Origin of the sequence: Pectobacterium carotovorum (assembly GCF_033898505.1) — a bacterium.
GTDB classification, from domain to species: Bacteria; Pseudomonadota; Gammaproteobacteria; order Enterobacterales; family Enterobacteriaceae; genus Pectobacterium; species Pectobacterium carotovorum_J.
In genome coordinates, this window is record NZ_JAXAFK010000001.1 from 1,538,311 (window position 1) to 1,551,295 (window position 12,985).

Annotated in this window: 13 protein-coding genes; 7 read left to right on the forward strand and 6 right to left on the reverse strand. The window is 51.6% G+C overall.

Annotation, left to right across the window (positions count from 1 at the left end; translation table 11 throughout):
* Nucleotides 1–67 precede the first annotated feature (67 nt).
* The 5 genes from oppA to oppF are packed head-to-tail and all read left to right on the forward strand — an operon-like array spanning nucleotide 68 to nucleotide 5,637.
* A complete protein-coding gene (gene oppA / locus R9X49_RS06880; RefSeq protein WP_319847703.1) occupies nucleotides 68–1,705 on the forward strand; it encodes an oligopeptide ABC transporter substrate-binding protein OppA in 1,638 nt (545 codons plus the stop codon).
* Between the two features lie 53 nt (nucleotides 1,706–1,758).
* Nucleotides 1,759–2,679, forward strand: a complete 921-nt coding sequence (gene oppB / locus R9X49_RS06885) for an oligopeptide ABC transporter permease OppB (protein WP_271878629.1) — start codon at nucleotides 1,759–1,761, stop codon at nucleotides 2,677–2,679.
* A gap of 11 nt (nucleotides 2,680–2,690) precedes the next feature.
* Nucleotides 2,691–3,599 (forward strand): oligopeptide ABC transporter permease OppC, encoded by a 909-nt coding sequence (oppC, locus tag R9X49_RS06890; RefSeq protein ID WP_015840221.1) that lies wholly within the window; start codon nucleotides 2,691–2,693, stop codon nucleotides 3,597–3,599.
* An 11-nt stretch (nucleotides 3,600–3,610) separates the two neighbouring features.
* On the forward strand, nucleotides 3,611–4,606 hold the full coding sequence (locus R9X49_RS06895; protein ID WP_319847704.1) for an ABC transporter ATP-binding protein: 996 nt from the start codon (nucleotides 3,611–3,613) through the stop codon (nucleotides 4,604–4,606).
* Nucleotides 4,603–5,637, forward strand: a complete 1,035-nt coding sequence (gene oppF / locus R9X49_RS06900) for a murein tripeptide/oligopeptide ABC transporter ATP binding protein OppF (RefSeq protein WP_319847705.1) — start codon at nucleotides 4,603–4,605, stop codon at nucleotides 5,635–5,637. Before R9X49_RS06895 ends, oppF begins: the two co-directional genes overlap by 4 nt.
* Before the next feature lie 71 nt (nucleotides 5,638–5,708).
* Here oppF and R9X49_RS06905 read toward each other — a convergent pair whose 3' ends face one another.
* Both R9X49_RS06905 and cls read right to left on the reverse strand, forming a co-directional pair.
* The gene (locus R9X49_RS06905) at nucleotides 5,709–6,032 is read right to left on the reverse strand and encodes an HI1450 family dsDNA-mimic protein (protein ID WP_225088044.1); all 324 of its coding nucleotides are present in this window, start codon (nucleotides 6,030–6,032) and stop codon (nucleotides 5,709–5,711) included.
* Between the two features lie 83 nt (nucleotides 6,033–6,115).
* Nucleotides 6,116–7,576 carry a cardiolipin synthase gene (gene cls, locus R9X49_RS06910; protein ID WP_319847706.1) on the reverse strand — a complete coding sequence of 487 codons (1,461 nt, stop codon included), beginning with the start codon at nucleotides 7,574–7,576 and terminating at the stop codon, nucleotides 6,116–6,118.
* Nucleotides 7,577–8,095: 519 nt separating this feature from the next.
* Here cls and R9X49_RS06915 point away from each other — a divergent pair.
* The gene (locus tag R9X49_RS06915) at nucleotides 8,096–8,272 is read left to right on the forward strand and encodes a YciY family protein (protein ID WP_015840226.1); all 177 of its coding nucleotides are present in this window, start codon (nucleotides 8,096–8,098) and stop codon (nucleotides 8,270–8,272) included.
* 87 nt (nucleotides 8,273–8,359) lie between these two features.
* Here R9X49_RS06915 and R9X49_RS06920 read toward each other — a convergent pair whose 3' ends face one another.
* Together R9X49_RS06920 and R9X49_RS06925 are read right to left on the reverse strand one after the other, a co-directional pair.
* Nucleotides 8,360–10,033: a Tar ligand binding domain-containing protein gene (locus R9X49_RS06920; RefSeq protein ID WP_319847707.1), complete on the reverse strand. Its 1,674-nt coding sequence runs from the start codon at nucleotides 10,031–10,033 to the stop codon at nucleotides 8,360–8,362.
* A gap of 327 nt (nucleotides 10,034–10,360) precedes the next feature.
* Nucleotides 10,361–10,657, reverse strand: a complete 297-nt coding sequence (locus tag R9X49_RS06925) for a YciI family protein (RefSeq protein WP_319848598.1) — start codon at nucleotides 10,655–10,657, stop codon at nucleotides 10,361–10,363.
* Nucleotides 10,658–10,905: 248 nt separating this feature from the next.
* Between R9X49_RS06925 and tonB the strand changes: the two genes are divergently transcribed.
* Entirely contained in the window at nucleotides 10,906–11,661 is a 756-nt protein-coding gene (gene tonB / locus R9X49_RS06930) for a TonB system transport protein TonB (protein ID WP_319847708.1), read from the forward strand.
* Between the two features lie 105 nt (nucleotides 11,662–11,766).
* Here the strand turns inward: tonB and yciA are convergent, their stop codons facing one another.
* Together yciA and R9X49_RS06940 are read right to left on the reverse strand one after the other, a co-directional pair.
* Nucleotides 11,767–12,189: an acyl-CoA thioester hydrolase YciA gene (gene yciA, locus R9X49_RS06935; protein WP_039344948.1), complete on the reverse strand. Its 423-nt coding sequence runs from the start codon at nucleotides 12,187–12,189 to the stop codon at nucleotides 11,767–11,769.
* Between the two features lie 104 nt (nucleotides 12,190–12,293).
* Nucleotides 12,294–12,860 carry a septation protein A gene (locus R9X49_RS06940; RefSeq protein WP_319847709.1) on the reverse strand — a complete coding sequence of 189 codons (567 nt, stop codon included), beginning with the start codon at nucleotides 12,858–12,860 and terminating at the stop codon, nucleotides 12,294–12,296.
* Nucleotides 12,861–12,985: the final 125 nt, after the last annotated feature.

The window sequence follows — 12,985 nt, forward strand, 5'->3', positions numbered from 1 at the left end:
TCTCACAGGGTGCTAATTCAGGAATCGTGCTGGGATAACTAACACGACAACATTACAGGAGAAAATAATGACACACATCACAACTAAAAAAAGAGTAGCTGCCGCTATTATCGCGGCGTTGAGTAGCACGATGGCTGTTTCTGCCTTTGCCGCGACCGTTCCCGCCGGCGTTCAGTTAGCAGAAAAACAGGAATTGGTTCGTAACAACGGCGCTGAGGTTTCCTCCCTCGACCCGCATAAAATTGAAGGCGTACCGGAATCCAACGTGTCGCGCGATCTGCTGGAAGGCCTGGTCATTTCCGACGTTAACGGCAAAACCATTCCCGGCGTAGCGGAAAGCTGGGATAACAAAGATTTTAAAGTCTGGACGTTCCATCTGCGTAAAGATGCCAAATGGTCAGATGGTTCGCCGGTTACTGCACAAGATTTCGTCTACAGCTGGCAGCGTCTGGCCGATCCGAAAACGGCATCACCTTACGCCAGCTACCTGCAATATGGTCATCTGGTGAATATCGATGACATCATCGCCGGTAAAAAATCCCCCGATACGCTGGGTGTGAAAGCACTGGACGATCATACCTTTGAGGTGACGCTCTCCGAAGCGGTGCCTTACTTCTATAAACTGCCTGTTTATCCAGCCATGTCGCCTGTCAATAAAGCGGCAATCGAGAAATTTGGCGAAAAATGGACCCAGCCGCAAAACTGGGTAGGCAATGGTGCTTACACGCTGAAACAGTGGGTTGTGAACGAAAAAATGGTGCTGGAGCGCAACCCGCAATACTGGGATAACGCCCATACCGTGATTAACCAGGTGACGTATCTGCCGATCGCATCTGAAGTGACGGATGTTAACCGCTACCGCAGCGGTGAAATCGACATGACGTACAACAACCTGCCAATCGAACTCTTCCAGAAACTGAAGAAAGAGATCCCGGATGAAGTGAAGGTCAATCCGTACCTGTGCACCTACTACTACGAAGTCAACAACCAGAAGCCACCGTTTAACGATGTTCGGGTTCGTAATGCACTGCGTCTGGGGCTGAGCCAGGATATTCTGACTAACAAAGTGAAAAATCAGGGCGATACGCCTGCCTACGGTTTTGTGCCACCGTATATCGATGGCCTGAAAGCGGCAGTGCCTGAGTGGTTCACCTGGTCGCAGGCGAAGCGTAACGAAGAAGCGAAGAAACTGCTGGCGGAAGCCGGTTACACCGCCGACAAACCGCTGACGTTGAACCTGCTGTACAACACTTCCGATCTACATAAGAAGATGGCGATCGCGGCAGCGTCTATCTGGAAACAGAATATCGGTGTGGACGTTAAGCTGGAAAACCAGGAATGGAAAACCTTCCTCAGCACCCGTCATCAGGGGACTTATGATATCGCGCGTGCTGGCTGGTGTGCGGACTATAACGAACCATCAACCTTCCTGAACAGCATGCTGTCAGACAGCAGCAGTAACACCTCGCACTATAAGAGCAAAGAGTTTGATGCGCTGGTGGCGAAATCCTTACAGGTGAAAACTGACGAGGAGCGCGCCGCGATTTATCAGCAGGCTGAATCACAGCTGGATAAAGACGCTGTCACCATCCCAGTTTATTACTATGCGAATACCCGACTGGTGAAACCTTATGTGGGTGGATTAACCGGTAACGATCCGCTGGATAATGTTTACGTGAAAGATCTTTATATCATCAAGCACTAATAATAATGGCTGGCGCACGCTACTGTGTCGCCAGCCTTTTATAGGTACGGGCAATGTTAAAATTTATTCTTCGCCGCTGTTTGGAGGCGATTCCGACACTATTCATCCTGATCACCATTTCGTTTTTCATGATGCGATTGGCACCCGGCAGCCCTTTTACCGGTGAGCGTAATTTGCCGCCGGAAGTGATGGCGAATATCGAGGCCAAATATCATCTGAACGACCCCATGATGACGCAGTACGGTAATTACCTACTGCAACTGGTACAGGGTGATTTCGGTCCTTCTTTTAAATATAAAGACTATTCCGTGAACGATTTGGTTGCGACGTCTTTCCCCGTTTCTGCAAAGTTGGGGGCCGCAGCATTCATTCTGGCGATTGTTTTTGGTGTGAGTGCTGGCGTGATTGCTGCGCTGAATCAGAATACGAAATGGGATTATACCGTGATGGGTTTTGCCATGACGGGGGTGGTGATTCCCAGCTTTGTCGTCGCGCCGTTGCTGGTGCTGATTTTCGCCATTACGCTGCGTTGGTTACCCGGCGGGGGCTGGAACGGTGGGGCGCCCAAATACATGATTTTACCGATGGTGGCGCTGTCTTTGTCTTATATCGCCAGCATCGCGCGTATCACCCGAGGGTCGATGATCGAGGTTTTACACTCTAACTTCATCCGCACCGCGCGCGCCAAAGGGCTGCCGATGCGTCGCATCGTCCTGCGCCATGCGCTGAAGCCTGCGCTGCTGCCCGTGCTCTCCTATATGGGGCCGGCGTTTGTGGGCATTATTACCGGTTCAATGGTCATTGAAACCATTTTTGGCTTACCCGGTATTGGACAACTGTTCGTAAACGGCGCGCTGAACCGCGACTATTCACTGGTACTGAGCCTGACCATTCTGGTCGGCGGCTTAACCATTCTCTTTAATGCGATCATTGACGTGCTCTACGCTGTTATCGATCCGAAAATTCGCTATTAATTGGGGGCGCTATGTTTTGGAATCGAAAAAACGTTGAAGCGTTAGAGAACTTCACCGAGCAGACAGAAATTGAAGGGCGCAGCCTGTGGCAGGATGCGCGCCTGCGCTTTATCCATAACCGTGCAGCGCTGGCCAGCCTGTTTGTGCTGGCGGTGATTACCGTGTTTGTTATTTTTGCTCCGATGCTGTCTGCATTTGATTACGCCGATACGGACTGGGGCATGATGTCAGCCGCGCCGGATATGACCTCTGGACACTATTTCGGTACGGATTCTTCTGGCCGCGATCTGCTGGTTCGCGTTGCTATCGGCGGTCGCGTGTCGCTGATGGTCGGCGTGGCGGCAGCGCTGGTTGCCGTGATCGTCGGGACGCTGTATGGCGCGATGTCCGGCTATCTGGGCGGGAAAGTGGATTCAGTGATGATGCGTCTGCTGGAGATCCTCAACTCATTCCCATTCATGTTCTTCGTGATTCTGCTGGTCACGTTCTTCGGGCAGAACATGCTGTTGATCTTCGTGGCCATCGGTATGGTGTCCTGGCTCGATATGGCGCGTATCGTGCGCGGCCAAACGCTGAGCCTGAAACGTAAAGAGTTTATTGAAGCGGCGATGGTGTCTGGTGTTTCCACGCGCGGTATCGTGTTACGTCACGTGGTGCCGAACGTGCTGGGCGTGGTGGTGGTATATGCCTCTCTGCTGGTGCCAAGCATGATTCTGTTCGAATCCTTCCTGAGCTTCCTGGGTCTGGGAACGCAGGAACCGTTAAGCAGCTGGGGCGCCTTGCTGAATGATGGTGCGAACTCAATGGAAGTGTCGCCGTGGTTGCTGTTCTATCCGGCGGCGTTTCTGGTCGTTACGCTGTTTTGTTTTAACTTTATCGGCGATGGCCTGCGTGATGCCCTCGACCCGAAAGATCGCTGAGGAGCATCAACATGAGCAAGATTGAGTTAACGGGCGCGCACGACGCGCTGCTACATGTTCAGGATCTCCGGGTAACGTTCAAAACGCAGGACGGAGACGTGACGGCGGTTAATGATTTGAACTTCACGCTCAACGCGGGTGAAACGCTGGGGATTGTCGGTGAGTCTGGCTCCGGTAAATCACAAACGGCGTTTGCGCTAATGGGACTGCTGGCCCGCAATGGGCGCATCGGCGGCTCGGCGCGTTTTCGTGGCAAAGAAATTCTCAACTTACCTGAAAGCCAGCTGAATAAGCTGCGTGCTGAAGAAATCAGTATGATTTTTCAGGACCCGATGACCTCGCTGAACCCTTACATGCGCGTCGGTGAACAGCTGATGGAAGTGCTGATGCTGCACAAGAGTATGAGCAAAAGCCAGGCGTTTGAAGAGTCGGTCAAAATGCTGGATGCGGTTAAAATGCCGGAAGCGCGTAAGCGCATGAAGATGTATCCGCATGAATTTTCCGGCGGGATGCGTCAGCGTGTGATGATCGCGATGGCGCTGCTGTGTCGTCCAAAACTGCTGATTGCTGATGAACCGACAACGGCACTGGATGTGACGGTTCAGGCGCAGATTATGACGCTGTTGAACGAGCTGAAGCGCGAGTTTAATACCGCGATCATCATGATCACCCATGACCTGGGCGTCGTTGCCGGCATTTGTGACAAAGTGCTGGTGATGTATGCCGGGCGCACCATGGAATACGGCGCGGCACGCGATGTCTTTTATCATCCAAGCCACCCGTATTCTGTCGGCCTGCTCAATGCCGTACCGCGTCTGGATGCAGAAGATGAGGTGCTGGCGACTATTCCGGGTAATCCGCCTAACTTATTACGTCTGCCGAAAGGGTGTCCGTTCCAACCACGCTGCCCGTATTCAATGGATGTCTGCCACAGCGCACCTGCGCTGGAATCTTTTGGTGATGGCCGCTTGCGCGCCTGCTTTAGAGCGATTGAGGAGGTGGTATGAACAACGCGGACGAGAAAAAGGTGTTGTTAGAAGTGGACGACCTGAAAGTCCACTTTGATGTCAGAGATGATAAGCAGTGGTTCTGGCAGCCGCCGAAAAAGCTGAAAGCGGTCGATGGCGTGACGCTGCGTTTATATGAAGGTGAAACGCTGGGCGTGGTGGGGGAATCCGGCTGCGGTAAGTCTACGCTGGCGCGTGCCATTATCGGACTGGTAAAAGCGACCGACGGACGCGTCACCTGGCTGGGGAAAGACCTGCTGGGCATGAGCGACGAGCAATGGCGTGCAGCACGTAGCGATATTCAAATGATATTCCAGGATCCGCTGGCGTCGTTGAATCCGCGTATGACCATCGGCGAAATTATTGCCGAGCCGTTAAAGGTTTATCATCCCGAACTGGATCGGCAGACGGTAAAAGATCGCGTGAAAGCGATGATGTTAAAGGTTGGGCTGCTGCCGAACCTGATCAACCGCTATCCGCATGAATTCTCCGGCGGCCAGTGTCAGCGTATTGGGATCGCGCGCGCGCTGATTCTGGAACCAAAACTGATTATCTGTGATGAACCGGTTTCCGCGCTGGACGTGTCGATTCAGGCGCAGGTGGTTAACCTGCTGCGCCAGCTACAGCGTGAAATGCGCCTGTCGCTGATTTTTATCGCGCATGACTTATCGGTAGTGAAGCACATTTCCGATCGCGTGTTGGTGATGTATCTGGGTCATGCGGTAGAGCTGGGAACGTACGATCAGGTCTATCAAAATCCGCAGCATCCCTACACCCGCGCGCTGATGTCTGCGGTGCCGATTCCCGATCCCGATCAGGAACGAAACAAGAAGATCCAGTTGCTGGAAGGGGATTTGCCTTCCCCGATCAATCCGCCATCGGGCTGCGTGTTCTGCACCCGCTGTCCGGTTGTCGGCCCTGAGTGCTCGAAGACCCGTCCATTGCTGGAGGGAAGCTTTACGCACGCGGTTTCGTGCCTGAAAGTCGATCCTCAGGCGCTGTTACCGGTGGAAGAAGTCGAACCACAGTAACCTGTTTTATTGGTGACAGATGTAAAAAAGGCGTCTCCTGAGGGAGACGCCTTACGTTTAAGCGAGATAACTTATTCTTTCCACAGGATGTGGCAAAGCTTATGGTCTTTTTCTCGGCAAATCAGCACGCGGGCAAAAATATCCGTGATCTCTTCGCCTTCCTCTTCGGCCAGCCCAATGACGACTTCGGCAAAGAAGTCGGGGTTCAGATCGAAATCAACGTGTTCGGCCCAGTCTTCCGCGGGGTCGAATAACTCTGCGCCGCCGCGTTCTTCGAATTGCAGGTTGAACAGCAAAATATCTGCCGGATCGAGGTTATCCGCTGCAAGCTCCAAAAAGATGTCGTAGGCCTGTTCCAATGCTTCGTCTTCGGTCAGGCGATTATTCAAATCCATAACGTAATTCCTGTTAATTCCCAATGGACATATTAGAACACGGGAAAACGCGTATGCCCTAAATAATTCGCGTGGCGAGCAGGTTATAACAGGGGGCTGAAAAAGTAGAACAGTCGCTCGACAATGCGTTGCCAGTAGGGGCGATTTTGCCACTGTGCCGCGTTTAACAGGCGTGAGCGGGCGATATAGTCTTCCTGCACGCAGGCTAAATCGCTGCCGAATCCGGCATCGTCAATCACCAGCGTGATTTCAAAATTCAGCCACAGGCTACGCATGTCCAAATTTACCGTACCGACCAGGCTAAGCTGTCCGTCAACCAGTACGCTTTTGGTGTGCAGCAGTCCGTCCTTGAACTGATAAATTTTTACGCCAGCGGCCAGCAGTTCCGTGAAGAAGGCGCGGCTGGCCCAGCCGACCAGTACGGAGTCATTCTTGTGCGGCACAATAATACTGACATCGACCCCGCGTTGGGCAGCGGTGCAGATGGCGTGCAGCAGGTCGTCGCTCGGCACGAAGTAGGGGGTTGTCATGATCAACTGCTTACGTGCTGAATAGACCGACGTCAGCAGCGCCTGATGAATCATCTCTTCCGGGTAACCGGGGCCGGAAGCAATAACCTGAATGGTGTGGCCGCTCTCTTGTTCGAACGGCATGACGTTAACATCCGGCGGCGGCGGAAGCAGGCGCTTGCCCGTCTCCATTTCCCAGTCGCAGCAGTAAATAATCCCCAGCGTGGTCGCTACCGGCCCTTCAATGCGCGCCATCAGATCAATCCATTGCCCGACGCCGGCATCTTGTTTGAAAAGACGGGGATCGACCATATTCATGCTGCCGGTATAGGCAATGCGGTTATCGATCAGGATAATTTTACGGTGCTGACGTAAATCCATGCGGCGCAGGAAAGCACGGAACAGATTCACTTTCAGGGCTTCAACCACCTCTATTCCGGCAGTACGCATCAGTTCGGGGTGATGCTGGCGGAAAAACTGTACGCTGCCGGCAGAGTCCAACAGAATGCGACAGTGCACCCCGCGCCGCGCCGCCGCGATAAGGGAAGAGGTGACTTGCTCAACCAGACCGCCGGATTGCCAGATGTAGAACACCATTTCGATATTGCTACGGGCAAGTTCAATATCACGCAATAGCGCTTTAATGGTGTCATCAAACGTGGTCATCAGCTGTAACTGATTGCCTTTAACGCCGCCAACCCCTTGCCGCCTTTCACACAGTTGAAATAACGCGCTGGCGACTTCGCTGTTTTCCGTCGCGAAAATACGGCGATACTCTTTTAATTCGCGCAGCCATTTTGCTGTTGATGGCCACATTTTGCTGGCGCGTTCAGCCCGACGTTTGCCAAGATGGAGCTCGCCAAACGAAAGATAAGCGACAATACCGACAAGTGGCAGAATATAAATCACCAGTAGCCAAGCCATTGCAGAAGGCACCGCCCGACGTTTCATCAGAATACGCAAGGTCACACCTGCAATCAGCAACCAGTAGCTAAAAACCAGTAACCAACTTATTACGGTATAAAATGTCGACATAAAAGCAGCATAGTTCCCTTCTGCAAAGAATTAACAAAGTGTACGCATAGATTTATAAAAGGGGAAATGCCTTTCCTCTGAATATCCCCGTCATACTTCAAGTTGCATACGCGTTGGCTACGCTACTCGGCACACTTACGTGTACCTCGCCCCGTTGGGGCCGCTGCAAGCAGCGTTCAAACCTGCCTCTGGCAGATTTGTCAGTCACCCGAATCACTTACCTGAGTAAGCTCATCGGGATGAAATGAGAGACATCCTGTCTCTCACCGAAGGCCAGCCATTGGCTGGTCAAATTCGTTCCCGACGAATTTGTCCCTCTCTTGCCGCGTTACAAGGCTTATAAATAAACCTAGCCCTAACGGGCCAACGCTTTGCGTTGTTCAAACGTTAACGTTTGTCATGCAACTCGAATTATTTAGGGTATAAAAGCTATGAGTAAAAAGAGGGCAATTCACCGATTGTCGTCACGCATCAGGGGGGTATAATGCCCGGCGCGAGTGTATTAACAAGAGTCGCATAATGAAACGCAGTCGGAATGAAGTGGGGCGCTGGCGGATGTTACGTCAGGTGCAGCGTAGAAGAAGTCGCTGGTTGGAAGCTCAATCACGTACGTATCGCCATATTCGCTCTGCCCGTTATTTGCAGCAAAAGCACAAACGGCGGGCACTGCTCTATGCGGTAACTTACGACTGGTAAGCCAGTGAGGAAAATAGCGACCCGAGGTATGGTCGCTATTTTTTTATCTCACGTCTTATCACATGCCGTGTTTATTCCCTCATCGGCTCATCCCATAACCGGAATGCGCTGGGTTATTTCTCTCTGATCGATCATCGGGTTACTGTCACCCTCCGTCGAGGGCAGGATAAACAGCGACACTGAAGTATTTAAGCGTTCTGTTTGCTCCAGCAGTGAGGAGAAGGTGCGCGCAGAGGCTTCAACCTGTCCCGCGTTTTCTCTGACGGTATCATTCAACGTACTGAGACGAGTGGTGACTTCATGAATGCTTTCGGTCTGCTGATGCGATATTTCCGAGATCTCGCTCAGAAACGTGCCGGTGCCTTTCGCCGTCTGAATGATGTTTTGCAGGCTATCATTCAGTTTGTTTACCAGCCGCGTTCCTGCGCTTACGCTGTTGTCTGAATCACGAATCAGCACATTAATATTTTGTGCCGAATGGCTGCTTTGCGACGCCAGCGTACCGACTTCTCGTGCGACAACGGCAAAGCCTCGTCCCATCGTCCCAGCGCGTGCGGCCTCTATTGCGGCGTTCAGGGACAAAATATGCGTCTGGAACGCCACGTTTTCAATCATACCAATGGCTTCCGTCATTTCGCGCGTTCTGCCTGCAATGTCTGACATCGCGGCTTTGACGTCATTCATCATGGTTTCGCCCTGTGCAGCGATCTTGCTGGTGTCTTCCGCATGCAGGTTGGCCTGCTGAGTATGCTGCGCATTTTGCTCAAGATGTTGGCTAAGCTGAATAATGTGCTCGGTGGTGACTTTGAGTTCATGGGACTGGCGGTTAGCCTGCTCGGAAAGCTGATGGTTATCCGCTGCAACCCGATCAACCTGCGTCACCATGTGGTCAACGCCCTGGCGAACCTGATTGACTAATGTCACCAGACCTTCCTGCATTTGAATGACGCTGGTATTAAGTTGCCCAATTTCGCGTGTACCGCGTATCTCGGCATCTACCGAATGAGAAAGATCGCCTGCGGCGATCAGTTTTAAGTGGGCAATGATGTGCTTCAGTGGGCGAATAATGACCCGACTCACGCCGATCCAAACTGCGATGGCGATCGCCAGTAACAGCCCCAGAACCGTGATAAAAATCGTTTTAGCCTGGTCGAGAGAAGATAAAAATTGTTGCCCGTGCTGTTTTTGCAGGGCATCGGTGTCTTGCAGATAGTGTGAATATTTCTGGGTAAAATCGCTTTGATAAGCCTGAACGGGAACGGCAAAGAAAATGTCGATCTGGTTGGTGGTTTTTATTCCCTGAGCGAGTTCAACAAGCCCGGAATAGAGCTGGCTGTAACTCTTCTTCAAATCAACGAAAGCCGTCGTGTCCGCTTCCACCGTCGTGACTGTCCCCAGCTGTTGGTAGTGCTCCTGCGCCTGTTTGAGAGACACTTCTGCCTCATCCATCAGACTGTGCCAACTGCCTTCAGACCCTGTTTCTTTGTCTACCAGGAGATAAATGCCCGCGCGGTTAAGTTTATCGCTGGCGTTCATCACTTCCATCCGCGCTTTATCCATTAACGCTTGTTGCTGGCGAAGGCTTTCGTTAGCGGAAATATCCTGCCGCACCTGAGTCATCGTTTGAGAAATGACGCCGACGGAAACCAATTGCAGTAAAGAAAATAACCCAATGATCAATAACAATCCGGAGAGAATACTGAGGCGATGACGGCGGCGGATAGTAGCAATTCCGTTTCGCAAAATCGCTGGCATTAACATGATTGTTGACCCTCTATATATGAATAGCGGTCAAACTATCACTGTTAAATGACTAAAATATTTCAGCTTTTGGCGGGGAGGTAAGGGGCCATGATTTTCTGGTACAACCATGACCTATATCAATAGACTCGTCATACTTCAAGTTGCATGTACGTTGGCTACGCTACTCGGTACACTTACGTGTACCTCTCCCCGTAGGGGCCGCTGCAAGCAGCGTTCAAACCTGCCTCTGGCAGATTTGTCAGTCACCCGAATCACTTACTTCAGTAAGCTCATCGGGATGAAATGAGAGACATCCTGAAACTCGAATTATTTAGAGTATGACCCTTAAAACACTTTTTTGTATGGCTTCACGCTGACGTGTTTGTAGACATCTGCCGCGATGTAGGGGTCGGCGTCAGCCCATGCGGTTGCTTCATCCAGTGACGCGAATTCGGCGATAATGACGGAACCGCTAAAGCCAGCCTGACCGGGATCTTCGCTGTCGATAGCAGGTAAAGGACCCGCGGTAACCAGTCGCCCCTGATCGCGCAATGCCTGTAGGCGGGCAAGGTGATCGGGCCTTACCGACAGGCGTTTTGCTAATGAATCAACATTATCTTCAGCATAAATGACATAGAGCATAGTGACCTCACAGGTAGGAAGGTACCCTTTTCGTTTGGGATGCCGGGTCAGCGCCCAGCGGCCAAACGCCATCGGGTAAGAGACGCGTGTTTCTACCATCATACGTGATGTTGTTCGAGGACAATAGGTTGATTTGCCAGAGTAATCCCCCCACGATTTCTGTTTTTTTGACAATTCCACGGGTTGTTATTGAATATGATTGCTATTTGCATTTAAACTTGGGCGGCATAAGAGGATAAAGACAGACTATGCCGCAAAAAAAGTTTTTTTTGACCCGCCGTTACTCATGGCCATTCATACTTTCAGTTGGTTTTCACGGTTCACTGATTGCAGGTTTACTGTACGCATCGTTTAATAATTCAATCGAATTACCGCAGGAATCTAAGCCCATCAGCGTTGTGATGGTGAACCCTGCGGCCTATGAAGCGGCTCCTGCTGCCAAATCTGCCCCTGAACCAGAACCGGTGAAGCAGCCAGAAGCAGAGCCGGAACCGATTCCAGAACCGGAGCCATTGCCGCAGCCGGTTCCTATGCCATTGCCTGAACCAAAGCCCAAGCCGAAACCTAAACCGGAACCCAAGCCCGTGAAGAAGGTTGAGCAGCCGAAGCCGGTTAAACGTGAGCCGACCGTTGAAAAACAGCCACCTTCGCCGTTTACCAGCGAAGAACCGACGCGCAATGTGAATAATGCGCCGGTGAAGCAGGCGCCTGCGCCCGCCGCAAGTGCGCAGTCAAGTGGGCCACGTCCGTTGAGCCGCGCGCAGCCTCAGTATCCTGCCCGCGCGTTTTCCCTGCGTGTTGAGGGGCGGGTAAAAATGCAGTTTGATGTGGACGAGTCTGGGCGCGTTGACAACGTTCGCGTGCTTTCTGCCGAACCGCGTAATATGTTCGAGCGTGATATTAAACAGGCGATGCGTAAATGGCGCTATGAAGCGGGCAAGCCAGGCAAAGATTTGGTTGTGACCATCGTCTTTAAAATTGACGGCGGGGCGGCAGTCGAATAATTCACGCCAGTACAAAAATACACAAAAGAAACGGGGCGTCATCTTGGCAGATGACGCCCCGTTTTCGTATCAATCGCTATTCAGGGCAGCTTACGCCGATGAACGCTACTCGCTTGGCGTGAAGTGGCTCTTGCCGGCAGGGAGTTCACGCGGATGACCTTCTTCATCGACTGCGACATAGGTGAATAACGCTTCGGTAGCCCGATAGCGCTGGCCAATAGGCTCAGACGACACTTTCTTTACCCAAACTTCAACGTTGACGTTGATAGAACTACGGCCAGTGCGTAAACAACGCGCATAGCAACAAACCACATCGCCGACGGCGACAGGTTTTAAGAACGACATCCCATCGACCCGTACGGTAACGACACGGCCTTCGGCAATTTCTTTCGCCAAAATTGCGCCGCCGATGTCCATTTGCGACATCAACCAGCCGCCAAAAATATCTCCGTTCGCATTGGTATCGGCTGGCATTGCCAGCGTGCGGAGAACCAGTTCGCCCTGTGGTAACACGTTTTGTGTGCTCATTGTGCAATCAGTCAAGTTGGTTAAGTTGAGTATACCCGCCAGTCAAAGCGTACTTGCTGACGGGCATAGTGTCTTTATCAAACAATGTGTATTGCTTTAGCGAATTACGGTTGCTCGCTTTTTTCTTCTTCTGATTTTTCCTGGTCGCCAGGCAAGTGACGGTAGATATAGACGCCACAAAGCAGCGTAAACAGCAGCGTCACACCCGTCAGACCAAAGACTTTGAAATTGACCCACACGCTTTGCGGTAGCCAGAAAGCAATATAGATGTTAACCAGCCCGCACACCAGAAAGAACATCGCCCAGGCTAAATTCAATTTTCCCCAGACGGGCTGCGGCAAGGTTAGCTCTTTACCCAACATTTTCTGAATCAGGGTCTGCTTCATGACAAACTGGCTAACCAGCAGAGCGGCGGCAAATAACGCATAGATAATGGTGACTTTCCACTTGATAAACAGATCGTTATGGAACACCAGCGTTAGCGAACCGAAAACGACGACCATCGCAAAGGTGACCAGCGTCATTTTCTCTATTTTACGATACATCACCCAGGTGACCGCGAGCGACAGCGCCGTTGCCGCAATTAATGCGCCCGATGCGATGTAGATGTCATAGAGTTTATAAGCCGCAAAAAACACGACCAACGGTATAAAATCAAGAAGTTGCTTCATTATGTCAATCCATCACTCAACAGTGTCGTAATCATAACCCACAAGAGTTATCCGATAGCTCATGCCATTATCCTTCATTGTGGAACACCATTCCCGAGATATTGTAATAATTTGCAGAAAATTAC

Coding starts and splice junctions, on each gene's coding strand:
- oppA (WP_319847703.1), top strand. CDS start 68: ATGACACACATCACAACTAAAAAAAGAGTAGCTGCCGCTATTATCGCG.
- oppB (WP_271878629.1), top strand. CDS start 1,759: ATGTTAAAATTTATTCTTCGCCGCTGTTTGGAGGCGATTCCGACACTA.
- oppC (WP_015840221.1), top strand. CDS start 2,691: ATGTTTTGGAATCGAAAAAACGTTGAAGCGTTAGAGAACTTCACCGAG.
- R9X49_RS06895 (WP_319847704.1), top strand. CDS start 3,611: ATGAGCAAGATTGAGTTAACGGGCGCGCACGACGCGCTGCTACATGTT.
- oppF (WP_319847705.1), top strand. CDS start 4,603: ATGAACAACGCGGACGAGAAAAAGGTGTTGTTAGAAGTGGACGACCTG.
- R9X49_RS06905 (WP_225088044.1), bottom strand. CDS start 6,032: ATGGATTTGAATAATCGCCTGACCGAAGACGAAGCATTGGAACAGGCC.
- cls (WP_319847706.1), bottom strand. CDS start 7,576: ATGTCGACATTTTATACCGTAATAAGTTGGTTACTGGTTTTTAGCTAC.
- R9X49_RS06915 (WP_015840226.1), top strand. CDS start 8,096: ATGAAACGCAGTCGGAATGAAGTGGGGCGCTGGCGGATGTTACGTCAG.
- R9X49_RS06920 (WP_319847707.1), bottom strand. CDS start 10,033: ATGTTAATGCCAGCGATTTTGCGAAACGGAATTGCTACTATCCGCCGC.
- R9X49_RS06925 (WP_319848598.1), bottom strand. CDS start 10,657: ATGCTCTATGTCATTTATGCTGAAGATAATGTTGATTCATTAGCAAAA.
- tonB (WP_319847708.1), top strand. CDS start 10,906: ATGCCGCAAAAAAAGTTTTTTTTGACCCGCCGTTACTCATGGCCATTC.
- yciA (WP_039344948.1), bottom strand. CDS start 12,189: ATGAGCACACAAAACGTGTTACCACAGGGCGAACTGGTTCTCCGCACG.
- R9X49_RS06940 (WP_319847709.1), bottom strand. CDS start 12,860: ATGAAGCAACTTCTTGATTTTATACCGTTGGTCGTGTTTTTTGCGGCT.